The following is a 23,684-nucleotide window of genomic DNA, read 5'->3' on the forward strand; positions in this document are numbered from 1 at the left end:
CTGGGGCGCCACCCCCACAAACCATTGAAAAGCAGGGGCTCGGCCGCTTTTGCATGCGCACGGCGTTGCGGCTCCCTTGTGCAGAGTGACTGCACGGCAGTCGCCGCGCCTTGTTCGCACGCAAAAGCGACTCGAGCGCGAGTGCGCACATTGTGCAGCGTTCCCCCAGGAGGCAAGAAATGACCCAACTCGCCCTCGTCATCGATCTCAACGTCTGCGTGGGTTGCCACGCCTGCGTGACCAGCTGCAAGGAATGGAACACCTCCGGCGATGCCGGCCCGCTGGTCGACCAGAACCCCTACGACGCGGACCCCACCGGCACCTTCTTCAACAGGGTGCAGAGTTTCGAGGTGGGTGAATACCCGAACACCGAGACGGTGCACTTTCCAAAGTCCTGCCTGCATTGCGAGGAGCCGCCCTGCGTGCCGGTGTGTCCGACCGGGGCCTCCTACAAGCGCGAGTCGGACGGCATCGTGCTGGTCGATTACGACAAGTGCATCGGCTGCAAGTACTGCTCCTGGGCCTGCCCCTACGGCGTGCGCGAGGTGGACGCCGAACGCAAGGTGATGACCAAGTGCACCCTGTGCGTGGACCGCATCTACAACGAGGAGCTGCCGGAATGGGATCGCAAGCCGGCCTGCGTGCGAGCCTGCCCGACCAATGCCCGGCTCTACGGCGATATCCATGACCCCGAGTCGGTCGTCTCCAAGGCCATCCGCGAGGCCGGTGGTTACCAGCTGATGCCGGAATGGGGGACCAAGCCGGCCAACCACTACCTGCCGCGGCGCAAGACCCAGCTCACCATCCGCGAGGACGAGGTCGAACGCGCGGACAACCCGCTGAAGATCGACAGTCAGTTGCCGAAGCCCGGGCAGGACGAACCCTCGCTCGACGACGTCACCAGCTGGTAAACAGGGACGAAGACACTATGCATCCAGCCTTCTCGGTCATTTTTCTCACCACCCTGATTGGCGCCGGCCAGGGCCTGTTTCTCGGCCTGTTCGGTGCCGAGGCACTGAGCCTGCTGGGCGTACTGCCGCCCCCGGGTTCGGACTTCCTGGCTCTGGGCTCCGCGCTTGCGCTGGTCTTCCTGGTGCTGGGGCTGATCGCCTCGTTCTTCCACCTGGGACGGCCGGAACGCGCCTGGCGCACCGCCACCAAGTGGCGCACCTCGTGGCTCTCGCGCGAGGTGATCGTGCTCCCGGCGTTCATGGGCGTAGTGTTCCTGTACGGCGCGGCCCATGCGTTCGGGTTCAACCCGCCCCTGGGTACGCTGGCCGGGGACGTACCCGTCCTGCTGACCGTCGTGCTCGGGGCGGTCGGGGCGCTGCTGGCCATCGTGCTGTATGTGACCACCGCGATGATCTACGCCTGCATCAAGTTCCTGCAGGAATGGCACTCCCCGCTGACCGTGGTCAACTACACCGTGCTGGGGGCCGCCAACGGCTTTACCCTGGCGGCCGCCTATGCGGCCTGGGCCGGTGTCCCGCTGGTCGCCTTCCTGGCGACAGTCGCGATCGTCCTGACGGTTCTGGGACTGGGTACCCGCAGCGCGTCGCTGGTGCGCAACTCCCGCATCAAGTCGAAATCGACGCTGCAAACCGCGATTGGGGTGAAGCACCCGAAGATCCAGCAGAAGTCCCAGGGCTTCATGGGCGGCTCATTCAATACGCGGGAGTTCTTCCACCACATGTCGGCGGCGTTCCTGCGCGGCATGAAGTGGATCTTCCTGCTGGGTGCGTTCGTGGTCCCGGCTATCCTGCTACTGGTCGTACTGGTCACCCGCATCGACCCGGTCAACCTGCTGATCGCTGCGTTCGTGATCCAGTATCTGGGCATGGTCGCCGAGCGCTGGTTCTTCTTCGCCCAGGCCAACCACCCGCAGAACATCTACTACCAGTCGGTCGCCTGAACCTGCCGGGGGGGCGGGAATACTGCCCCCCGGCCTGCCCGCAGCGAATGCCTCGCTTCTTCAAACCCCCTTCCGTCATACCGCCGGCCAACCCTCGGTCGCGATCCCCTCGCCCAGATCGAACTCCACCAGGCGGCGGCGCACCTCCAGCAACTTCTCGACCAGGTCCGGTTCGACGCGCTCGTAGGCCTCCGCGTCCGGTACCCGGTTGACCACCACCCCCAGCAGCTCGGTGATCGCGTTGCCGATCGAGTTCTGACTGATCGTGACGATCAGGCGACCCTCGTCGTTGCGGTAGATCAGCTGCTTGAAGGCCGGCTGCCAGCGGATCGCGTGGGCGTACTTGGCGTCGGTGAAGCAGCGATCGCGTATTTTCTTCGCGGTCTTCAGGAAGTCGTTGTTGAACAGCAGGACCTCCTCCACCGCATCGGGGAAGTGCACGCCCTCGGGCATCGGGGCATTGCGGGTGGAGACCTGCGAAAAGAAGGTCCGGTAGAAGTCCAGAAAGCCCTGCAGGACCGCGTCGTATTCCCGCCAGAAGCGGATGTCCTTCAGCGCCTCGACCCCACCCTGAATCTCCCAGCTCGGGAGACCGTGCGGGTAACCGGTCAGTCCCAGTCGGGCCTGATGATCCGGCGCCGGACGCAGAATCTGCAGATCCAGGGCCCGGGTAAAGAACGCCCGGTAGACATCGCGCATATAGGCCTGGAACAGGCTGTGCTGGCCGCCATCGGTGAGGTTGGGGTTGCCGGGATCCGCCAGCGGTGCATCGGCCAGGGTCGCCATCGGAAAGACAATGAAATGGTTGTGCAGCATGCGGATGCTGGGCACCCCGGGCGCGGTCAGCGGCCAGGTCGCGTCCAGGCTGGCCTCGCCCGCCAGCACCAGGGCCTCGGCCGGGTCCGGGTACTGCTCCAGCATGTACTCGATGATCACGCCGTTCATCCGGTTCCAGACATGCCGCACCGGCTCCGGCACCTGGGTGCGTCGCACCGGGCGCCCCATCGGGTCGAGGATCGTCTGCGAGGTGTTGTAGATGATGGAGCAGTCAAACTCGTTGCTGTGTCCCAGCGCCTTGCGGTAGAGCAGGAGGTTCTCCGGATTGACCAGCAGGCCGTTGTTATTCACCAGGTCGGCGAGGTTCTCGGTGCTGTTGAAGAACTCGTTGGGTTTCATGCCCTCCGGGATGTCCAGGGGGATGGGCCGAAACGGCGTGGTGATCTCGCGGGGGCCGGCTTGCATAACGGTTGATGACTCCTTGCAGGGGGCGGGTGTCACATAAGGATGGGCAGGGTTGTACCGACAACCACAACCCTTGTACTGTAACTTGCGCGGCTCGGGAGCGTCTGCCGCGACCATAGCACAACCACCCACTCCTCATAGGAGCGAGAGCATGCGACTGATTCTGTTGGGGGCGCCCGGCGCCGGCAAGGGCACTCAGGCCCAGTACATCTGCGAGAAGTACAACATCCCGCAGATCTCCACCGGCGATATGCTGCGTGCAGCCGTCAAGGCAGGCACCCCACTGGGTCTGAAGGCCAAAGAGGTCATGGATGCAGGCGGCCTGGTCTCCGACGACATCATCCTGGGTCTGGTCAAGGAACGCGTGGAGCAGCCCGACTGCTGCGACACCGGCTTCCTGTTCGACGGCTTCCCGCGCACCATCCCGCAGGCCGAGGCCCTGAAGGAGCAGAATGTGCCGCTCGACTTTGTCGTGGAGGTGGATGTCCCCGACGAAGAGGTGATCCGCCGCATGAGCGGACGGCGGGTGCATCCCGGCTCCGGGCGCACCTACCACGTCGAATTCAACCCGCCGAAGGTCGAGGGCAAGGACGACGTCACCGGCGAGGATCTGATCCAGCGCGAGGACGACAACGAGGAAACCGTGCGCAAGCGTCTGGAGGCCTATCACAGCCAGACGCGGCCGTTGGTGGACTTCTACTCGAAGTGGGCGGACAGTGGCGACGCCGGCGCGCCGAAGTATGTCCACATCAAGGGGACCGGATCGGTGGAAGACATCCGCGACCAGATCTTCAAGGCCCTCGGATAGCAAAGGCCCGCCCGGCGTACCGAGCGGGCTTTGTCAGGGGATCAAACCCCCTGTACTTGGCCCCTGGCCCCGGACACGGGACCAGGGCCTTTTTCTAGCGACCGAGCACCTTGGTCACCTTGTTCTTGCGCAGACGATAGGCATCCGGCATGCCCGAGCCCAGCAACGGGCGCAGATACATCCGGAAGGCATCGGTCACATCGGTGCCCGAGGCATCGATGAATTCGTCCGGCATCACCTTGGTCTTGCCCGCAACGGCCTCCAGCGGCACATAGTCGTAGTCCACCGAATAAAAGCCGGTGCGCTTGATCGCGACCGAGCCGTCGCGGCCTTCCCACATTGCGAACTGCACGGCCTTCTCGCCCACCTCGCGGGCCTCGCGCTGATCGACATCGGAGACACAGCCAATGAAGGCACGCTGGAGATAACCGAAGGTATCGCCGCGCACGCGCTTGACCCCCAGCTTGCTGCGGATCTCGTCGCAGAGCATGTCGGCCAGGGCCCCGGTACCGGAGAGTTGCACGTTGCCGTGGGCGTCTTTCTCCACGTCCTTGGCAAGCTTGGTCGCGATCGGTTCGCCGTCCGCATCGTGGATGCCCTCGCTGACCGCGATCACACAGCGGCCGTGGCGGTCCATGGTCGCCTTGACGTCCGAGAGGAAGCGATCGACCTCGAATACCCGTTCGGGCACATAGATCAGATGGGGGCCGTCATCCGGGAACTTCTTCCCGAGGGCGGAGGCCGCGGTCAGGAATCCGGCGTGCCGCCCCATGACGACCGCCAGGTAGATCCCCGGGAGGGCATAGTTGTCGAGGTTGGCGCCGATAAAGGCCTGGGCCACGAAGCGAGCGGCCGAGGGAAAACCTGGCGTGTGGTCGTTCTCCACCAGGTCATTGTCGATCGTCTTCGGGATGTGCACGCAGCGCATCGGGTAGTTGGCCTTGCGTGCCTCCTCACTGACGATGCGCACCGTGTCAGAGGAGTCGTTCCCGCCGATATAGAAGAAGTAGGTGATCTCGTGGGCCTTCAGAACCTTGAAGATCTCCTTGCAGTAGTCGAGGTCCGGCTTGTCGCGCGTCGAACCCAAGGCGGACGAGGGCGTCTGCGCGACCATTTCCAGGTTGTGGGTGGTCTCCTGAGTCAGGTCCAGGAATTCCTCGTCGATGATCCCGCGGACCCCGTGGAAGGCCCCGTATACCAGCTCGACGTCGGTAAATTTCCGGGCTTCCAGGACCGCGCCCACCATGGATTGATTGATTACCGCCGTCGGGCCTCCACCCTGGGCGATCAGAACCTTGGCCATCTTCGTCCTCCTTCTGCGACTTTAAGTACGTTCCAACCGTGAATCGGCCGCGCAACGACCGGGCATCTCAGTGACATAAGGCCCGAAGATAGCAAATTCCGCACTCGCCGCACGGAAACGTTTAATTGTATTATCAAAGACTTATTGACTGAGGAGGGCCCACGGGTGCAACGGCACCACCAACCCGGTGGGTCGGTGGTGCCAGCTCGCAGGCCAGGAGAGGAAGTCGAGGGAGAACTCAGTCGCGCAGATGCTGGTTCGCAAAGCGCGTGACCCGAATCATCGCGTCACGCGAGGCCAGATCGTCGGCGAAGGTGCGGTTGCTGCCGTTGCGAAAATCGAAGCCGCGGCCAACGCCTGGATATTCGATCCAGGTCACATCACCGCCGCGGCTTTCCAGGCCGTCTGCCGCCATCTTCGCGGTCCGGTGGCGCTGATACTGCTCGTCCTCGCCGATCAGGATCATCATCGGGATTTCGAGCTGATTGACCTCGTTGGCGTAGCGATACACCTGGTGCGGCTCGCCAAGGTTCGGGTCCTGCAGGTGCGGGTAGTAACCGGCCCAGCAGGCGACGTCCTCGACCTGGCGCTCGTAGGTCACTGCGACCTTCAGCGTCTTGTAGCCCCCGCGCGTGATGGACACCAGGCAGGCCCGGTCGCCGACGATGTCGTCGCGCTCGAGCAGGACATCCAGCCCCTGGTTCAGGTCGCCCTCCAGTTCGTAGTCATGATCCAGCGGATGCGTCTCCATGAAGCGGCCGGTGTACAGGTCCGGCGCCATCACCACGAAGCCGCGCGCGGCCAGGCGCTTCACGTGCAGGATCGCCAGATCGTCCAGCCCGCGCCGGCCATGTGCCCAGAGGATCGCGGGATAGGCCTCGCCATCGGCGGGGCGCGCCACCAGCGCCGGGATGTCCACGCCGTCGCGCTCATACTCGAATCGCTCGATCTCGACCTCGTGATTCTCAAGGTCCGAATACAGCACGCCGTCCTCCCACCAGTCGTCATCCCACCACCAGTTGTCGGAACCGGTGGGTTCGTCCGCGGCGAGCGGCGCGACGAGGAGGCTGGCGGTGACCAGCAGGCAGAACGATCGCAAAGCAGAAAACATGAATCCCGAACCCCTTGTTCTTGGAGCCGCGCGGACGGTCCAACCAAGGGTCCCGCAGCCGTGAGCCACGCCTTCGAGCTTAGAGCAAAGCACGGCTTCCTGCCCAGCGCATCAGCCACTAGACCCCACCCGGAAAACCGAGCTGGCGCCACGCCTCATAGACGACCACCGCCACCGCGTTGGAGAGATTCAGGCTGCGGCTGTCGGGCTGCATGGGCAGACGCAGTCGCTGTTCGGGAGGCAGCGCGTCGAGTACCGCTTGGGGCAGGCCGCGGGTCTCCGGGCCAAACAACAGCGCGTCACCGGACTGGAACCCGGCCTGATCGTAACGGGCCTGCCCGCGCGTGGTCAGAGCGAGCACGCGTTGCGGCCGGGTCGATTCCCGCCACTGGTCGAGGCTGTCATACTCTTGCACCCGGGCCAGCTCGTGATAGTCGAGCCCGGCGCGGCGCGCCCGGGCGCTGTCCAGCTCGAAGCCGAGCGGATGGATCAGGTGCAGCGCCGCCCCGGTGTTGGCCGCCAGACGAATAATATTGCCCGTGTTCGGCGGGATTTCCGGTTCATAAAGGACGATGTGAAGCATGAGTGATTCGCGCACCGATCCGCGGCTGGCCGTTGATTTCTGCGGGCTGCATTTGAACACGCCGCTGGTGCTGCTGTCCGGCTGTGTCGGCTTTGGCGAGGAATACACCCGGGTCGCGGGGTTCTCCAATCGCGACGCAGGTGCGATCTGCCTGAAGGGCACGACCGGCCAGGCGCGATTGGGTAATCCGCCGCACCGCGTCTACGAGACCCCGGAAGGCATGCTGAACGCAATCGGGCTGCAAAACCCGGGCGTCGACCGGGTGGTGGACGAGATCCTGCCCGCGCTCGATTTCGAGGAGACGCGCTTTTTCGCCAACGTCTCCGGCTCCACAATCGAGGAGTACATCGAGGTCACCCGGCGTTTCGACGACTCGCCGATCGATGCCATCGAGATCAATATCTCCTGTCCCAACGTGAAAGAAGGCGGCGTGGCCTTCGGCAACGACCCGGAGATGTCCGCGCGCGTGGTCGAGGCCTGCCGTTCGGTAACCTCCAAGCCGCTGATCACCAAGCTCTCGCCCAACCAGACCGACATTGCCGAAAACGCCCGCCGGTGCATCGACGCCGGGACGGACGGCTTCGCCGTGATCAACACCCTGATGGGGATGGCCGTCGACGTGGAAAGCCGCCGTGCGGTGATCGGCAACAACCAGGGCGGACTCTCCGGCCCGGCGATCAAGCCGATTGCGCTGTTGAAAGTACAGCAGGTCTATCAGGTGGCCGCGCCGCACAACGTGCCGATCATCGGCCAGGGCGGTGTGCTGACCGCGCGCGACGCCCTGGAATTCCTGATCGCCGGCGCCAGCACCGTGGGTGTCGGGACCGGTCTGTTCTACGATCCGCTGTGCCTGCCGAAGATCCTGGACGGCATCCGCGACTACATGAATTGCCACGGCATCCAGCAGGTCAGCGAGCTGACCGGGAGCCTGCAGCTCAACAGCGCGATCTCCGCCTGCGCCGCCCCGGCCCCGGAAGACCCGACGACCTGACCCGCGCTACTCGTCGTCGATGCCCAGCTCCTGAATCTTGCGAGTCAGGGTGTTGCGGCCCCAGCCCAACAGGGCGGCAGCCTGCTGGCGGTGCCCACCGGTCACATTCAGCGCCTCGCGGATGACCGTGCGCTCCAGTTGTGGCAGGACCCGCCCAAGCAGATCACGCTCGCCCTGTTGCCAGTGCTGCCGAGCGACCTGGGCCAGCTCGCTGGTCCAGTCCCGCGGCGTGGCCATCTGCGCGTCCGACAGGCCTCCATGGGCCTCCATGGGCGGGGCCTCTTGATGCAGCTCGGTCGGCAGGTCATCCAGATGCACCTCGCGCCCCGATGCCATGACCGTCAACCAGCGACAGGTGTTCTCCAGCTGGCGCACATTGCCCGGCCAGGGCAAGCGCTGCAGCTCACGCACCACCTCCGGCCGCATGGTCTTTGCCTCCACGCCCAATTCGCGCGCCACCTCGGCCATGAAGTGCTGCACCAGCAGCGGGATATCCTCCGGGCGCTCGCGCAGTGACGGCACATGGATGCGGATCACGTTCAGGCGATGGAACAGATCCTCGCGGAACAGCCCCGCTCGTACACGCTCCTCGAGATCCTGGTGGGTAGCGGCGATGATGCGCACATCCACGCGGATCGGGGTGTGCCCGCCGACACGATAGAAGGTTCCGTCCGCCAGCACCCGCAGCAAACGCGTCTGCAGGTCGAACGGCATGTCGCCGATCTCGTCGAGGAACAACGTGCCGCCATCGGCCTGCTCGAAGCGGCCCTTGCGGCTCTGGCTGGCGCCGGTAAAGGCGCCACGTTCATGGCCAAACAGTTCGCTCTCCAGCAGGTCCTTCGGGATCGCGGCGGTATTCAGGGCGATCAACGGCTGATCGGCCCGCGGGCTGTGCTGGTGCAGGGCCCGCGCGACCAGCTCCTTGCCGGTACCGGACTCGCCGTTGATCAGTACGGTGATGTTGCTGCGCGACAGACGCCCGATCGCGCGGAACATCTCCTGCATCGCCGGCGCCTCGCCGATGATCGGGGTGTCCTCGATCCGGGCGCCACCCTCGGCGTTTTGCTGCGCAGTCGCCCGCGCCTCCAGCGCTCGCTGAACAAGGGCTACGGCCTCGTCGACATCGAACGGTTTGGGCAGATACTCGAAGGCCCCGGTCTGGTAGGCGCCGACCGCGCTCTCCAGATCCGAAAACGCCGTCATGATGATGACCGGTGGCGGATCCGGGCGGGTCTGCATGCGGGCGAGAAAATCGAGGCCGTTCAGCCCCGGCATGCGGATGTCGGCCACCACCGTATCCGGGGCCTCGTCGGTCTCCAGCGCAGCCCAGGCCGCGTCGGCCGTCTCGAATCCGCGCACCTGGATACCGGCGCGTTGCAGGGCGCGGTCCAGCACCCAACGGATCGAGTCGTCGTCATCAATGATCCAGACGATGGGGTCCATCAGTTGCCGGCCTCCTTGGCATTTTGGGGTTCGATCGGCAGCAGGATGTCGAACGAGGTGCTGCCCGGTCGTGAACGGCACTCGATGAGCCCGTTGTGCAACTGGATCAGGCTCTGGGCGATCGGCAGGCCCAGCCCGGTGCCGGCGGCGCGGCCGGTCACCATCGGGAAGAAGATGCGCTCACGGATCTCCTCCGGGATGCCCGGGCCGTTGTCGCGCACGCTCAGGCGCGCCACCAGTCGGTGGCGGTGACCAGAAATGGTGTACTGGCGCAGCACGCGCGAGACCAGCGTGATCTCGCCGCCCTCGCTCAACGCCTGCACCGCGTTCTGCACCAGATTCAGGATGGCCTGCACCACCATGTCGCGGTCGGCCTGCACATCGGGGATGCTCGGGTCATAGTCACCGCGGATCTTCAGACCCAGCGGCAGCTGCACACTGACCAGGCCGCGCACATGCTCCAGCACCTCGTGGAGGTTTACGGCCTCGAGGCGGGGCAGATTGTTCGGCCCGAGCATGCGATCCACCAGGCTGCGCAGCCGATCCGCCTCGCGAATGATGATGCCGGTGTATTCCTTCAGCCCGTCGTCGTCGAGCTCGCTGGCCAGCAGTTGCGCGGCCCCGCGCAGGCCACCGAGCGGGTTCTTGATCTCGTGGGCCAGTCCGCGGGTCACCGCACGTGTGATGGCCTGCTGCTTCTGCAGCTGTTCCTCGCGACTGATCCGTTCGTGGCGATCGATGGCGTTGAGTTCGAACAAGAGCTGTGACGCTCGACTATCTTCACCGCGCAGGGGCGTGATGGTGATGTCCGCCAGGAAGGGCTCGGCGCGCAATGGTTCCATCTGTCGGGCGCGCAGGGTGATCGGCTGATCGAGCGACAACACCGACCGCAGCCGATTGGACAGGCTGCGGTCGAGCCTGAGCCACTGCCCCAGTCCGTGACCAACGATACGCTCGCGGCTAAGCCCCAGCAGGACTTCGGCCGCACTGTTCAGGCTGACCAGGCGCAGCTCGCCATCCGTCACCAGCACGGCTGTAGACAGGTCATCCCACCAGGGCCATGGAGCTGGGGCGGGCTTGGCGACAGGATTGTTCATCAACGGGCCTCAAGCAGGAATCGCGCCAAACAGGGGCACCGCACGGGGTGGATCATCCGCGGGCCGGAAAGCGCCCAGGCGCGGTTGCCATGATGGCAATCGCAAAGCGCCGCCCCATTATAGTGCAAAAAAGGCACTATAATGGGGCAATATGCGCACGGAGTTGGTGCGAGCGGCTAGTTCTGCGGGACCTGGGGCTGGGGTGCGCGCGGGGCTTGTGGGGCCCGAGGGGCCTGCGGGGCCCCACCCTGGGGGAATTGCTGCGGGCGCTGTTGTTGCTGCTGTTCGCGCGGGATCGCCATGCGCAGCACGTTGAACTGGATGGTGTCGCTGCTGGCGAGCTCCTGTCCGGCGTCGTCTTCTACCCGCGCCCGCAGGCTGTATTCGCCTCGATTGAGGCCCTCGAAGGTGATACTGGAGCCGGTGCTGTCGCCGGCCTCTTCGCCGTTCAACAGCCAGACGACGCGATGGCCAGCCTCGGCATCCAGTGCCGGCTCCAGCGCCACCTCTGCAGTGACATTGCCGTCATTGGCACGCACGCCGGATCCGTCTTCCGGCTGCGTAATCGCGACGCGTTCGTAGCCACTGGCATCGGCCTCCTCCTGCTGAGGCCGCACCGGACGCTCGAGGATCTCGCGGGCACCCTCGAGTGGTACCCCGCGCATGGGCTCACGCACATCGACCGACTCGCTGGCGCTGCCCTCGGGAGGACGGTCACCAAAGTGCACATTGCCCTGGTCGTCGGTCCAGCGGTAGACCTCGGCCTGGGTGAGCGCCGGCAGGCACATCGCGACTAGAAACAGCACCCAGACCTTGTTCATCGTCGATCTCCTTGGCCGAAACCCCCGACCCTGGCCACCTACGCGGCGTGCACCCACATGCCTTGCACACGGGCGGCATGCCCCTGCAGCGCAACGAGCCGCTGGCGTTCGGCTTCGCCCGTCGTACCGGATTCGCGCCGGGCGATCCAGTCGTCCAGCGCGGCCAGGCGCAGCAATGTCGGTGCGGCCCCGCGCTCGATCGCGGCCAGCGGGCGTTTGGCATGGTAGCCCGCCAGCAACGAGCGGTAGGCATCGGCTCGAATTTCGCCTGCCTCGTCCACCGCAATCGCCAGTGCGATGCGCGCGAGCTGCCAGAAGGCGGGCACCGGCGCCGGCGGCATCACCAGGTCCGCGAGCCCCGCCCCTTCCGGATAGACCCGCACCGAGTGCCAATAGCTCCCGGCCAGCGGCAGATCCTCGAAACGATAAAGGCTCTGGTGGTGAAGTTCGGCATCCAGCGTCTCCCGCTCGTCGGCCGACAGCGTCTGGCCGAGGGCATCGGCGCGTTCGCGCAATAGCTGCTGCAGTACCCCGCGGCGATAGCCGGTGGCCTCCGGCATCGCACTCGCCGGGTGCAGGGCCTGCCAGCTCGCGGCCCGCTCGCCCAGGGCCTCGAGGCTTCCGGGGCCCTCGGCCGACAGGGGTTCGCACAATGCCTGACCTTGATCCAGCAAAAGAATCCGCGCCCCGTCGGCATCGGCCATGGCCAGCGGGTTGATACCTGCGTCTTTCAGGGCTGCCTCGATACCGGAGGCGGCATCCGCCGACAGACGCAGGCACTGCACGGGCTGCCCCGCCAGCAAGGCCTCGCCCTCGCGAAACTCGATGATCACCCCGCAGGCCGCGGCGCAGGCCTGGAGGTCGTGTTCATTCATTACCATTGGAAAATCACCCAGGACGGCGGTACGAAGTCGGGTTCCAGCTCGCGCTGACGGCGATCGAGCAAGCCGTCGCCGGTGCTGTCGATCAGGTAGTAGGAGGGACCGGCCGCGGGGATGACCTCGACCATCACCAGCTGGCCGCCCACGCGGTATTCGCGCCGGGTCTCGCCGTCGCGCTCGATGATCACGATGTCGGCCTCTTCCAGGCCGCGCTGCTCACGCGCGCGCTCGTCGAGAACGGGCGGCGCGGGGTCGACCTCCGCCTCGTCCGGCATCTCGGGCGGCGGCGGGGCATCGTCCCACTCGCGCTCCTGCTGGGCAAAGGCCAGGGCCGGCGCGAGGAACAGACCAGCCAGGATGGCGGCGGGGTAACGGGTGGGTTTAGCGGCCATGCTCACAGCTCCATCATGCGTTTCTTTTCTTCCGCGGAAGGCTCGAAGCTGCGCGCCTCGTAGTGCTCGAAAATCACGCGCACCACGTCTTCCGGGGCATCCACCAACGAGTATAGCTGCAGGTCCTCGGCGTCGATTGTGCCTTCGGACACAAGAGTGTCCTCGAACCAGTGCAGCAGCCCCTTCCAGAACTCGGAGCCGACCAGCACGATCGGAATGCGCCGGGTCTTGCCGGTCTGCACCAGGGTCAGGATCTCCGCCAGTTCGTCCAGCGTGCCAAAACCGCCCGGCAGGACCACATAGGCGGAGGCGTACTTCACGAACATCACCTTGCGCGAGAAAAAGTGGCGAAACCCAAGGCCGATGTCCTGATAGGGGTTGGCGCTTTGCTCGTGGGGGAGCTGGATATTCAGGCCGATGCTGGGCGAGCACCCGGCGAAGGCGCCCTTGTTGGCTGCCTCCATGATGCCCGGGCCACCGCCACTGACCACCGCGAAGCCAGCATCCGACAACTGACGGGCGACCTCTTCGGCCAGCAGGTAATGCGGATGCCCCGGCGGGAAGCGCGCGGAGCCAAAGATGCTCACGGATGGCTTGATATGCGCCAGGCGCTCGAAGCCCTCCACGAACTCCGCCATGATCTGGAAGATCTTCCAGCTTTCGCGGGTCAGGGCGGAGTCGTCAATCGGGCGCAGGCCGGGGTGTTCGGCGCGTTCGCGGTCGTTCATGCGGCGGGTTCCTCGTGTCGAAGGCCAAGCGTAACGGCCGCCCCGGGTCGGTACAAATGGTCGCGGCCTGAGACGGGGCTGTAGAATGGCGCGCACCTTCCGAACGGATGCCGCATTGATGTCACAAGCCCCCCTTGTCCTGGTCGACGGCTCGTCGTATCTGTTCCGGGCCTACCATGCCCTGCCGCCGCTTACCGCGCCGGATGGCGCCCCGACCGGGGCGATGATTGGTGTGGCCAACATGCTGCGCAAGCTGCGCGCGGACTACGGCCCGGAGCACATGGCGGTGGTGTTCGACGCCAAGGGCAAGACCTTCCGCGACGACATCTACCCGGAATACAAAGCCACCCGCCCGCCGATGCCGGAAGAGCTGGCCGCCCAGATCGAACCGCTGCACGAACTGGTGCGGGCGATGGGCCTGCCGCTTTTGTGCGTCGAGGGGGTGGAGGCCGATGATGTGATCGCGACCCTCGCCGACCAGTCCGCCGCAGCCGGGCACGATGTGGTGATCTCCACCGGCGACAAGGACCTCGCGCAGCTGGTGAATGACCGCATCACGCTGGTCAACACCATGAGCGGGGTCACGCTGGACCCCGAGGGCGTGCAGGAGAAATTCGGCGTGGCCCCAGAGCAGATCGTCGACTACCTCGCGCTGATGGGCGACAGCGTCGACAACATCCCGGGCGTGGACAAGGTCGGCCCCAAGACCGCGGCCAAGTGGATCGCGAAGTACGGCGACCTCGACACCATCCTGGAACAGGCCGACGACATCGGCGGCAAGATCGGCGAGAACCTGCGCGCCGCGGCCGAGCGCCTGCCCACCTCGCGCGAACTGATCACGGTCAAGCGCGATGTCGAGCTGGACGTCGGCCCCGACGACCTCAACATCCGCGAGCCGGATCACGAGCGCCTGCTGGAGATGGTGCGCCGCTACGGCTTCACCCGCTGGCGCGCGGAGCTGGAGGGCAGCGAAGACGAGGCCGCCGGCGGCAATCCGGGCTCGGCGCAGGCGAAGGGCGACTACCGCACGTTGCGCGAGGAGGCCGAACTGGCCGAGCTGCTGGAGCGTCTGGACCAGGCCGAGCGGGTCGCCTTCGATACCGAGACCACCAGCCTGGATGCGATGCGCGCCGAGATCGTCGGCATGTCCTTCGCCTTCGAGCCGGGGACCGCGTACTACCTGCCGCTGGCCCACACCGGGCCGGATGCCGACCCGCAGCTGCCGCGCGCGGAGACGCTCGAACGCCTGAAGCCGTGGCTGGAGTCGGAGCGCCACGGCAAGCTGGGGCATCACCTGAAGTACGACCGCAACGTGCTGGGCAATCACGGCATCACCCTGCGCGGCATCGTCGACGACACCCTGCTCGAGTCGTTCTGCCTGGACGCCGGCGCCAACCGCCACGACCTCGACTCCCTGGCCGAGCGCCACCTGGACTACCAGACCACGCACTACGAGGACGTGGCCGGCAAGGGGGCGAAGCAGATCCCGTTTGCCGAGGTGGATATCGGCATCGCCACCGATTACGCCGGCGAGGATGCCGATATCTGCCTGCAGCTGGATGCGGTGTTCCAGCCACGGCTGCAGGAGGCTGAAGGCCCCGCGTTCGTCTACCGCGAGATCGAGATGCCGCTGGTCCCGGTGCTGGCGGATATCGAACGCGTGGGCGTAAAGGTGGACCCGGATCTGCTCGGCGAGCAGAGCCAGGAGCTGCTGGCCGAGATGGAGCGCATCGAGCGCGAGGCCTTCGAGGAGGCCGGCGGCGAGTTCAACCTCGGCTCGCCCAAGCAGATCCAGGAGATCCTGTTCGAGCGCCTGGGCCTGCCGGTGCTGCGGCGCACGCCCAAGGGCCAGCCCTCCACCGCCGAGGACGTGCTGGAGCAGATGGCGGACGACTACCCCCTGCCGCGCCTGATCCTCGAGCATCGCGGCCTGTCCAAACTGCGCAGCACCTACACCGAGACCCTGCCCCGGCGCATCCACCCGGAGACCGGACGGGTGCACACCTCCTATCACCAGGCGGGGGCGGCCACCGGCCGGCTGTCGTCCTCGGAGCCGAACCTGCAGAACATCCCGGTGCGCACCGAAGCCGGCCGGCGCATCCGCCGCGCGTTCATCGCGGATGAGGGCCACCAGCTGCTGGCGGCGGACTACTCGCAGATCGAGCTGCGCATCATGGCCCACCTGTCGCAGGATGCCGGCCTGCTGAAGGCCTTTGCCGAGGGCCAGGACATCCACCGCGCGACCGCCGCCGAGGTCTTCGGGCTGGACCCGGAAAAGGTCTCCGGCGATCAGCGCCGCGCGGCCAAGGCGATCAACTTCGGCCTGATCTACGGCATGTCCGCCTGGGGCCTGGCGCGCAACCTCGGCATCGAGCAGGGCGAGGCCCGCGAGTACATCGACCGCTACTTCAATCGCTATCCCGGCGTGCACGACTATATGGAGCGCGCGCGCGCCTCCGGGCGCGAGAACGGCTATGTCGAGACCCTGTTCGGCCGCCGCCTGTACCTGCCGGAGATCAACAGCCGCAACGGGGCGCGACGCCAGCAGTCCGAGCGTGTCGCCATCAACGCCCCGATGCAGGGCACGGCCGCCGACATCATCAAGCGCGCGATGGTACGGGTCGCCGATGACCTCGCCTCGGCGAAGATCGAGGCACGCATGATTATGCAGGTCCACGACGAACTGGTGTTCGAGGTGGCCGATGCGGCGGTGGAGGACCTGACCACGCTCGTGCGCCAGGCCATGAGCGGGGCCGCCGATCTGGACGTCGAGCTGGTCGTGGACGTCGGCACCGGCGCCAACTGGGACGACGCCCACTAGGGAAACACTGACGAATGTACACACTCGCGTTGGCACCCCAGGTTTTTCGAGACAAGGCGCGTCGTGCAGCGGGTAGTGGTTCTACCCGCAAGCGACGCAACGCAGGATCGGGGAACCTGGGGTGCCAACCCCACGGGGCTCGGCCGCTTTTGCGCGCGCACGGCGTTGCGGCTCGCTTATGTAGCTCGGCTACACTGCGCTCACCGCGCCTTGTTCGCACGCAAAAGCGACTCGAGCGCGAGCGTGTACATTCGTCAGTGTTTCCCTAACCACAATGTCCGCCCGCCGCTTTAACCGTATAGCCGCCTGGCTGGTCGCACTGCTGCTGCTCGCGACGGGCTGGATGCTGGCCGAGCGCTACCTGGATGGTGGCGCCCCAATGGGTCTGCCAGTGGTCCTGCCGGAGGACTGCGACCTGAATGCCGGTCCGTGCACGGCCGAACTGGCCAAGGGGGGCACGATCACGCTCGACATCAGCCCGCGGCCCGTGCCCATGCTGCGCGAACTGGAGCTGCGTCTGGTGCTGGATGAACCGGCACGGGCGGCGCTCGGGACACCCGACACGCTGGAACTCGATCTGGCGGGCGTGGAGATGTTCATGGGGTATCAGCGCCCGGCGCTGGAACACGCCGGCGAAGGCGAGTATCACGGCACGACCACCCTGCCGATCTGCGTGACCGAATCCATGACCTGGGCCGCCACGGCCATGCCCGCTGGCGCGCCGGACGAAGCCTTTGCACAATTCCGCTTCGTCACGGCCCGCGATCACTGATGAGTCCGTTATGAACCGCATCCCCGTCAGCAGCCTCTTCTGGGCCTTTGCCGTGGTCGCCGCCGGTGCGCTGCTCGTGTACGTCACCCTGGCTCCGGGCGAACCGCCGCAGCGCGATTTCGCGGCCCACGCGCAATTGCCAGTCGCCGACGAGGTGCAGGGCGGCCCCATCGAACTGCCGGTGGCCACCCATGCGGAGCGGTTCGACCTGGACGACTACGCGGGCCAGTACATCTGGCTGTACTTCGGCTACACCAGCTGCCCGGACGCCTGTCCGACCAGCCTCGGCTGGATCGGCGGGGCGCTGAACCGCTTGCCGGAAGAATGGCAGGGCGAGGTGAACGGCGTACTGATCAGCGTCGACCCGGAGCGCGATACCGAGGACCGCCTGGCCGACTATGTGGGCCATTTTCATGCCGGGATTCATGCGGCCACCGGACCGGAGGACGACCTGAGGCCCATAGCCGAACGCTACGGCGTCTTCTACGAGCGGCGCGCAACGGACTCGGCCATGGGCGATGTGATCGACCACAGCTCATCCACCTATCTGATTGGGCCCGATGGCGAACTGCTGGAGATTCACCCGCACGGGACCAGCGCAGCCGAACTGATCGAGGCCTTGCTGGAACATGCCGGACACCGGGAAAGCGCCGACTGACGGGCCCTCTGGGCGGCCGCGCTCAGGACTGTGATGCCAATCACGTTCATTTTCCGGAACGGATGGAACTCGAGGCAACGAACGCTTTCTTACGTTACAAGCGCTCTAGCCCAGCGCGAGCCCGCTTCTCTCCCTGAGCGGGCAGGCCTCGCTCCCCCCTGTCGAGGCCGAATCTTGCCCCGGCCCTCCCCAAGGCCGGGGCATTTTTTTGTCTGGGGTTCATGGTTCTTGCCCGAGGCGCGGGCCACGGTCAGTCTTCGACCGGCTGGAGCCACTCGGTCAACAGGCCGCGCAGGTCGTCGACCCCCTGATTTTTCAATGATGAAAAGGTCTGCAGGGTCGCCTCGATCCCCAAGCCTTCCAGCTCGCGCTGGGTCGCGTGCAATTGCTTGTCGGCGGCTTGCCGCGAGAGCTTGTCGGCTTTGGTCAGCAGGCAGTGCAACTGGCAGCGCTCCAGCGGCACCCACTCCAGCAGCTGACGGTCGAGCTCGGTCAGGGGACGACGGATGTCCATGATCAGCACCAGCCCTGCCAGGCACTCGCGCGACTGCAGGTAATCCCCCAGCAGCCGGTCCCAGTGCTGGCGCTGGCCGGCCGATACCTTCGCGTAGCCATAGCCGGGCAGATCCACCAGCCGCCATGCCTCGTCCGGCGGCAGTGCGAACAAGTTGATCTCCTGCGTGCGCCCGGGCGTGCGACCCACCCGGGCCAGGGCCTTGCGCCCGCACAGGGCGTTCAGGGCACTGGATTTGCCGGCATTCGAGCGCCCGGCGAAGGCAATCTCGATGCCGTCATCCTCCGGGAGCTGCTCGACCTGGGCCACGCCCTTAATAAAGGCGGTCTCGCGAAAACGGGGTTCCATGGGGCGGGGCGTCCTTGGGAAACACTGATTAATGTACACGCTCGCTGCTTCGTCGCTTTTGCGGGCGGACAAGGCGCGGCGGCTGCCGTGCCGTCATTCTGCACAAGGGAACCTCAACGCCGTGCGTGGGCAAAAGAGTCCGAGCCCCTGCTTTGAATGGCTTGCGGGGTTGGTACCCCAGGTTCCCCGATCCCGCGTTGCGCCGCTTACCGGTAGAATCACTACCGGATGCGCACCGCGCCTTGCCTCGGAAAACCTGGGGTACCAACGCGAGCGAGCACATTGATCAGTGTTTCCCTTGGCCGAGTGCGGGGCTCGGGATATTTTTGAGCGTAATTTAGCATTGTGCTATAAACTGCGCCCCTTATGTTGATCGCCCTGCCAAGGGGCACAAGGAACGCGGGTCTGACCCGGCACGCATTTACATGCAGGAGAATCTTCGATCATGAACCACAAGCTTTCCGCTCTCTTTGCTGCCCTGTCCGTATCCCTGCTGCTCCCGCTGTCGGCAGCTCAGGCGGGCGATCCCCAGCGCGGCCAGGAAATCTCCCAGTCGTGCGCGGCCTGCCACCAGGCGGACGGCAACTCGACCAACCCGGAGTGGCCGAAGCTCGCGGGCCAGCACCCGAAGTACACCGTCAAACAGCTGCGTGACTTCCAGGAAGGCGAGACCCGCTCCGATTCGCTGATGGCGGGCGAAGTCGCGGATCTGGACGAGCAGGATATGCGCGACCTGGCGGCCTACTTCGCCGAGCAGTCCATCACCACCGAAACCGCCGACGAAGACGTCGTCGAGCGTGGCGAGCGCATCTACCGTGGCGGCATCCCGTCCCAGAACGTCGCCGCCTGTATCGCGTGCCACGGCCCGAACGGCCAGGGCAACCCGGAGGCCATGTTCCCGAAGGTGGCTGGCCAGCACGCCACCTACAGCGCAAACCAGCTGCGCAAGTTCCGTGACGGCGAGCGCGCGAACGACGCCGGTCGCATGATGCGCAACGTGGTTCAGCGCATGTCCGACGAAGACATCGAGGCCGTGTCGCAGTACATGGCCGGGCTGTCGTCCGACTGATCGTGCCGGAGCGCCGTGCAGTCCGGGCGGCGAACCTCCCAGGGAAGGGGCGGCCATGGGCCGCCCCTTTTTTGCTGTCCGGGGCAGACAAATTTTTCCGCTACCGGGAATGGAGCGAGGGCTCGGCACGTCAGACAGGTCGGATCAGAGGAACTGGCCCGCTCCAGTAACAGGGTTTGCACGAAACTTCCGTGCAGTTTGTCTAGGAAATTGAATCCCGACAGGGGTGCTTCGCATAGTCGCGAAGGTCAACGCAGGTTTCAGTATGTCGAATAACGAACAGGTGGCGGGTTCTGCTCCCGCGGCCGGTGCCCGCAGCAAGTCCGCCCGCGCCCCGCGGCGCAGCCGCATCCTGGTCGAGTTCATGGGGTCGATGAACCTGGCGATCACCCTGTTGGTCGCGCTGGCCATTGCCTCGGTGATTGGCACGGTCCTCGTCCAGAACCAGCCCTACACTGAGTACCTGATCGACTACGGCCCCTTCTGGCACGAGATCTTTGCCGGCATGGGGCTTTATCAGGTCTATTCCGCCACCTGGTTCCTGCTGATCGTCACCTTCCTGGTGGCCTCCACCTCGTTCTGCGTCTACCGTCAGAGTCCGGGCATTCTGAAGGACCTGCGGCGCTACAACCTGCAGGTGAAGGAGAAGTCCCTGCGCTCGTTCCATTCGAGCGCGACCGGGGAACTCGATCAGTCGCAACAAGAGTTCGTTGATCATGCGCGGCGCGTGCTGAAGGCCCAGGGCTTCAAGGCGCGCGAGAAGGAATCCGAGGGGCAGACCGTGATCGCGGCCATGAAGGGCCGCTGGAACCGCCTCGGCTATCTGCTGACCCACGTCGGGATCGTGGTGATCTGCGTGGGCGCGCTGGCAGACGGCTCGACGCTCCTCAAGGCCAAAGAGTGGCTGGGTATAATCGAGATCGAGACCCGGAGCGTCCCGGTCTCCGAGGTCCCGCGGTCGGCCTGGGTGCCGGTCTCCAATCCCTCGTTCCGTGGCATGGTCGAGATCCCGGAAGGCTCCTCCGCAGACGTGGTGTTCCTGCCGATGCGAGAGGGCTATTTCGTCCAGCAACTGCCGTTTCGAATTGAGCTGGAAGAATTTCGCATCGAGCGTTTCTCGACCGGTGCGGAGAGCTCCTTCGAATCCGATCTGATCATTCATGACCCCGAGCGTGACGAACCTCTGCGCCACACCATTTCGGTCAACCACCCGCTGATCTACAACGGGTACGCGATCTATCAGGCGAGCTTTGCCGATGGTGGAACCCGCCTCGATATCGAGGCGATCCCGCTCGGTGGCGAGGCACTGCGTTCACTCGAAGTTCCAGGCCGGGTCTTCCAGGAGCAGGAGATCCCGACCCCGCAGGGTGACACGCGGACCATTGAGTTCATCGACTTCCGTGACGAAAACGTCGTACCGCTCCTGAACGAGGAAGGGCAGCGGGAAAACCGGCACCTTGGTCCCGCCTTCGACTTCCGCCTGATGGACCGCACCGGGCACGGGCTGTACTACCGTAACTACATGCGCCCGGCGCTACAGGAGGGGGCGATGTACTTCCTCAGTGGCGTGCGCGAAAGCCCCGGCGACGAGTTCCACTATCTGTTCCTGCCGGCGGATGCCGATGACTCGCTGGACCGTTTCCGGACCTATCTGGCGATGCTGCACAACGCCGAGGTGCGTAACACCATCGCGCGCGAAGTCGCGGCCGACGACCCCTCCGGTACCGCGATCGCGCAGACAACCTCGGAGCTGATGCGCCTGTTCGCCGAGGGCGGATACGGCGCGGTGCACGCGGAGATTGACCGCCGCGTGCCGGAAGAACAGCGCGAGCAGGTCGGCCAGCTCCTGATGCGGGTGCTGCACGCCGGGCTACAGGGCCTGTACATGGAGGTCCTGGAAGACGAGGGTGTGGTCTCGATCCAGGAGGAGGAGCAGCGCTGGCTGGAAGATGCGGTCTCCGCGATCAACGCGATCAGCCTCTACGAGTCGCCGTTCTATTTCCACCTGAGCGACTTCGAACACCGCGAGGCCTCCGGTCTGCAGATTGCGCGCGCCCCGGGGCAAAGTACGGTGTACACCGGCAGTGTGATGCTGATCATCGGGATTTTCCTGATGTTTTATGTGTCGTATCAGCGTCTGTGGATCATCGCCCGACGCCGTGAAGACGGCCGCGGGACTCAGGTGACCATGGCCGGCACCAGTAACCGGCACAAGGTGGAATTCGAGAACCGTTTCGCGCATCTTAAGCGTTGGATCATCGATCAGAAGCCGGCCAACGGCTCGGACGATGGCCAGAAATGAATCAACTAATAAGAACGACTAACCGGTAGCAGTCGGAGGAGCGATCCATGTCAGTACCCCATGAGGCCCTGGATTTTGAACGGCCCAGTATCTTCCGGCGCATCCGGCCGCTCGACTGGGCATACTTTGCGCTGGTGCTCGCCGTTGCGGTGATCGCTCACTGGCAGTACGGCCACCTGATGGATCGCTATGATACCGGCGGCCTGATCCTCGCCGCCGGCATGAGTGCCTGGCTGGGCTGGTTCTGGCGCCCCTGGCAGCTCTTTTCGATCATCGTCGCCGCGCTCTCGCTGTTCGGGGTCTGGTTGTACGGTGACGATCTGGCCCGGGGCAGCACCAACTTCTGGCTGAACTACATTGGCTCCGGCCAGGCCGGTGTGATGTGGATGAGCGTGATGCTCTACATGGCCACCGCGACCTACATCCTCGGCCTGTTCACCAAATCCGACTTCCCGTCGCGCCTCGGGGCCGCTTTCGCCTGGATCGGCTCGGGCGCCGGCATGATGGCGCTGATGGTGCGCTGGCGCGAGATCTACCTGACCGACCCCAGCTGGGGCTACATCCCGGTGTCCAACCTCTACGAGGTATTCATCCTGCTGGCGGTAATGACCACGCTCATGTACCTGTACTACGAGCAGCGCACCGGTCAGCGCACCATGGGCGCCTTCGTGATGCTGGTGATCGCCGCCTCGGTGACTTTCCTGCTGTGGTACATGTGGGACCGCCAGGCGCACGAGATCGAACCGCTGGTGCCGGCCCTCAACTCCTGGTGGATGAAGATCCACGTACCGACCAACTTCGTCGGCTACGGCGGCTTTGCCATCGCGGCCATGCTGGGTGTGGCCTACCTGATCAAGCACCGTTTCGAGCGCACCCGGCCGGATGCCGCGATCACTCATCGGCTGCCCAGCAAGGATGCGCTGGACAGCGTGATGTACAAGTCCATCGCGATCGGTTTCGCCTTCTTCACCATCGCCACCGTGCTGGGCGCGATGTGGGCGGCCGAGGCCTGGGGCGGCTACTGGACTTGGGATCCGAAGGAGACCTGGAGCCTGATCCTGTGGCTGACCTACGCGTCCTGGCTGCATATGCGCTTCACCAAGGGCTGGCGCGGCCCGGTCATGGCCTGGTGGGCCATCATCGGTCTGTTCGTCACCACCTTCACCTTCCTGGGCGTGAATATGTTCCTGTCCGGGCTGCATTCCTACGGAGAGCTGTAAATGAGGCGTCGTGATTTCCTGGGTGCGATGGGCGGTGCCGGGTTGCTGCTGGCAACCGGCACCAGCCTGGCCCGCGAATACCGGGACGGCCAGAACTTCCGGACCATCCAGCCGCCCATTGATACCGGGCTGGAAGACGGGAAGATCCAGGTGGTCGAGGTGTTCTGGTATGGCTGCCCGCACTGCTACTCGTTCGAGCCCTACGTGCAGGAGTGGCAGAAAGGGCTGGCCGACGATGTCGAGTTCGTCTATCTGCCCGCACCGATGAACGATGTCTGGGCCCTGCATGCGCGTGTCTTCTACACCGCGCAGAAGCTGGAGGTCCTGGACGAGGTCCACCAGGCGTTCTATGACGCCATACATGACCAGGGCCGCGAGCTGCGCTCGGAAAGCGCCATCCTGCGCTTTATCAATCAGCGCGGTCTGGATGCAGACGAGTTCCGCGAAGTGATGCGCTCCGAAGAAATCCGCCGCAAGGTCACCGAGGCCGGCCAGGACGTCCAGGAGTACGGCGTCGAGGGCGTGCCCACCCTCGTCATCGATGGCGAGGCCGTGGTCTCGGCCAGCATGACGCGCAGCCACGAGGAGATGCTCGACGTCGCCGATTTCCTGATCGAACGGGCCCGGGGCTGATCCCGCCCGTGTCCAGGTTCCAGCCGACCGGGTGG

General features: G+C 65.3%; 21 protein-coding genes and 1 pseudogene. 11 read left to right on the top strand and 11 right to left on the bottom strand.

Annotated elements, in window-relative coordinates; translation table 11 throughout:
- Positions 1-179 precede the first annotated feature (179 nt).
- Positions 180-911 (top strand): 4Fe-4S dicluster domain-containing protein, encoded by a 732-nt coding sequence (locus tag F579_RS0108820; protein ID WP_017925619.1) that lies wholly within the window; start codon positions 180-182, stop codon positions 909-911.
- A gap of 17 nt (positions 912-928) precedes the next feature.
- Positions 929-1,912, top strand: coding sequence for a DmsC/YnfH family molybdoenzyme membrane anchor subunit (locus tag F579_RS0108825; protein ID WP_019023542.1), 984 nt, complete (start codon positions 929-931; stop codon positions 1,910-1,912).
- Positions 1,913-1,987: 75 nt separating this feature from the next.
- On the opposite strand, the gene F579_RS0108830 is transcribed toward F579_RS0108825, so the two are convergent.
- On the bottom strand, positions 1,988-3,154 hold the full coding sequence (locus tag F579_RS0108830; protein ID WP_019023541.1) for a hypothetical protein: 1,167 nt from the start codon (positions 3,152-3,154) through the stop codon (positions 1,988-1,990).
- A gap of 151 nt (positions 3,155-3,305) precedes the next feature.
- Here F579_RS0108830 and adk point away from each other — a divergent pair, with 151 nt between their 5' ends.
- Positions 3,306-3,962 carry an adenylate kinase gene (gene adk, locus F579_RS0108835; RefSeq protein ID WP_019023540.1) on the top strand — a complete coding sequence of 219 codons (657 nt, stop codon included), beginning with the start codon at positions 3,306-3,308 and terminating at the stop codon, positions 3,960-3,962.
- A gap of 94 nt (positions 3,963-4,056) precedes the next feature.
- Here the strand turns inward: adk and F579_RS0108840 are convergent, their stop codons facing one another.
- From F579_RS0108840 to F579_RS0108850, 3 genes are all read right to left on the bottom strand, one after another.
- Positions 4,057-5,265, bottom strand: a complete 1,209-nt coding sequence (locus tag F579_RS0108840; protein ID WP_019023539.1) for a 6-phosphofructokinase — start codon at positions 5,263-5,265, stop codon at positions 4,057-4,059.
- A gap of 238 nt (positions 5,266-5,503) precedes the next feature.
- Positions 5,504-6,376: a dienelactone hydrolase family protein gene (locus F579_RS0108845; protein ID WP_019023538.1), complete on the bottom strand. Its 873-nt coding sequence runs from the start codon at positions 6,374-6,376 to the stop codon at positions 5,504-5,506.
- A 118-nt stretch (positions 6,377-6,494) separates the two neighbouring features.
- Positions 6,495-6,959: a tRNA (cytidine(34)-2'-O)-methyltransferase gene (locus F579_RS0108850; protein ID WP_019023537.1), complete on the bottom strand. Its 465-nt coding sequence runs from the start codon at positions 6,957-6,959 to the stop codon at positions 6,495-6,497.
- Here F579_RS0108850 and F579_RS0108855 point away from each other — a divergent pair.
- Positions 6,958-7,950 carry a dihydroorotate dehydrogenase gene (locus F579_RS0108855; RefSeq protein ID WP_019023536.1) on the top strand — a complete coding sequence of 331 codons (993 nt, stop codon included), beginning with the start codon at positions 6,958-6,960 and terminating at the stop codon, positions 7,948-7,950. The genes F579_RS0108850 and F579_RS0108855 overlap by 2 nt on opposite strands.
- A gap of 6 nt (positions 7,951-7,956) precedes the next feature.
- On the opposite strand, the gene ntrC is transcribed toward F579_RS0108855, so the two are convergent.
- From ntrC to F579_RS0108885, 6 genes are all read right to left on the bottom strand, one after another.
- The gene (gene ntrC / locus F579_RS0108860; protein ID WP_019023535.1) at positions 7,957-9,393 is read right to left on the bottom strand and encodes a nitrogen regulation protein NR(I); all 1,437 of its coding nucleotides are present in this window, start codon (positions 9,391-9,393) and stop codon (positions 7,957-7,959) included.
- On the bottom strand, positions 9,393-10,490 hold the full coding sequence (gene glnL / locus F579_RS0108865; RefSeq protein WP_038029698.1) for a nitrogen regulation protein NR(II): 1,098 nt from the start codon (positions 10,488-10,490) through the stop codon (positions 9,393-9,395). Before glnL ends, ntrC begins: the two co-directional genes overlap by 1 nt.
- Positions 10,491-10,666: 176 nt before the next feature.
- Positions 10,667-11,311: a DUF4124 domain-containing protein gene (locus F579_RS0108870; RefSeq protein WP_019023533.1), complete on the bottom strand. Its 645-nt coding sequence runs from the start codon at positions 11,309-11,311 to the stop codon at positions 10,667-10,669.
- Between the two features lie 38 nt (positions 11,312-11,349).
- Complete coding sequence (locus F579_RS0108875) at positions 11,350-12,186, bottom strand: hypothetical protein (protein ID WP_019023532.1); 837 nt, start codon at positions 12,184-12,186, stop codon at positions 11,350-11,352.
- A complete protein-coding gene (locus F579_RS0108880) occupies positions 12,186-12,584 on the bottom strand; it encodes a DUF2782 domain-containing protein (protein ID WP_019023531.1) in 399 nt (132 codons plus the stop codon). The genes F579_RS0108875 and F579_RS0108880 overlap by 1 nt, the downstream gene beginning before the upstream one ends.
- Before the next feature lie 2 nt (positions 12,585-12,586).
- Complete coding sequence (locus F579_RS0108885) at positions 12,587-13,312, bottom strand: TIGR00730 family Rossman fold protein (RefSeq protein WP_019023530.1); 726 nt, start codon at positions 13,310-13,312, stop codon at positions 12,587-12,589.
- Positions 13,313-13,430: 118 nt separating this feature from the next.
- Between F579_RS0108885 and polA the strand changes: the two genes are divergently transcribed.
- From polA to F579_RS0108900, 3 genes are all read left to right on the top strand, one after another.
- Positions 13,431-16,133, top strand: a complete 2,703-nt coding sequence (gene polA, locus F579_RS0108890; protein WP_019584613.1) for a DNA polymerase I — start codon at positions 13,431-13,433, stop codon at positions 16,131-16,133.
- Between the two features lie 274 nt (positions 16,134-16,407).
- A complete protein-coding gene (locus F579_RS0108895) occupies positions 16,408-16,905 on the top strand; it encodes a hypothetical protein (protein WP_019023528.1) in 498 nt (165 codons plus the stop codon).
- Positions 16,906-16,915: 10 nt separating this feature from the next.
- On the top strand, positions 16,916-17,563 hold the full coding sequence (locus tag F579_RS0108900; RefSeq protein WP_019023527.1) for an SCO family protein: 648 nt from the start codon (positions 16,916-16,918) through the stop codon (positions 17,561-17,563).
- A 250-nt stretch (positions 17,564-17,813) separates the two neighbouring features.
- Here the strand turns inward: F579_RS0108900 and yihA are convergent, their stop codons facing one another.
- Positions 17,814-18,425 carry a ribosome biogenesis GTP-binding protein YihA/YsxC gene (gene yihA / locus F579_RS0108905; RefSeq protein WP_012981457.1) on the bottom strand — a complete coding sequence of 204 codons (612 nt, stop codon included), beginning with the start codon at positions 18,423-18,425 and terminating at the stop codon, positions 17,814-17,816.
- A 445-nt stretch (positions 18,426-18,870) separates the two neighbouring features.
- Here yihA and F579_RS0108910 point away from each other — a divergent pair, with 445 nt between their 5' ends.
- The 4 genes and pseudogenes from F579_RS0108910 (at position 18,871) to F579_RS0108925 (ending at position 23,649) form a co-directional block, all read left to right on the top strand.
- A complete protein-coding gene (locus F579_RS0108910; RefSeq protein ID WP_017925601.1) occupies positions 18,871-19,494 on the top strand; it encodes a cytochrome c in 624 nt (207 codons plus the stop codon).
- A 265-nt stretch (positions 19,495-19,759) separates the two neighbouring features.
- Positions 19,760-21,818 (top strand): annotated as a pseudogene (locus F579_RS0108915) (cytochrome c biogenesis protein ResB).
- A 25-nt stretch (positions 21,819-21,843) separates the two neighbouring features.
- Positions 21,844-23,016, top strand: coding sequence for a c-type cytochrome biogenesis protein CcsB (gene ccsB / locus F579_RS0108920; protein WP_019023525.1), 1,173 nt, complete (start codon positions 21,844-21,846; stop codon positions 23,014-23,016).
- Positions 23,017-23,649: a thiol:disulfide interchange protein DsbA/DsbL gene (locus F579_RS0108925; protein WP_019023524.1), complete on the top strand. Its 633-nt coding sequence runs from the start codon at positions 23,017-23,019 to the stop codon at positions 23,647-23,649.
- The last annotated feature ends 35 nt before the right edge of the window (positions 23,650-23,684 follow it).

This window comes from Thioalkalivibrio sp. ALJ21 (assembly GCF_000378605.1).
GTDB lineage: Bacteria > Pseudomonadota > Gammaproteobacteria > Ectothiorhodospirales > Ectothiorhodospiraceae > Thioalkalivibrio.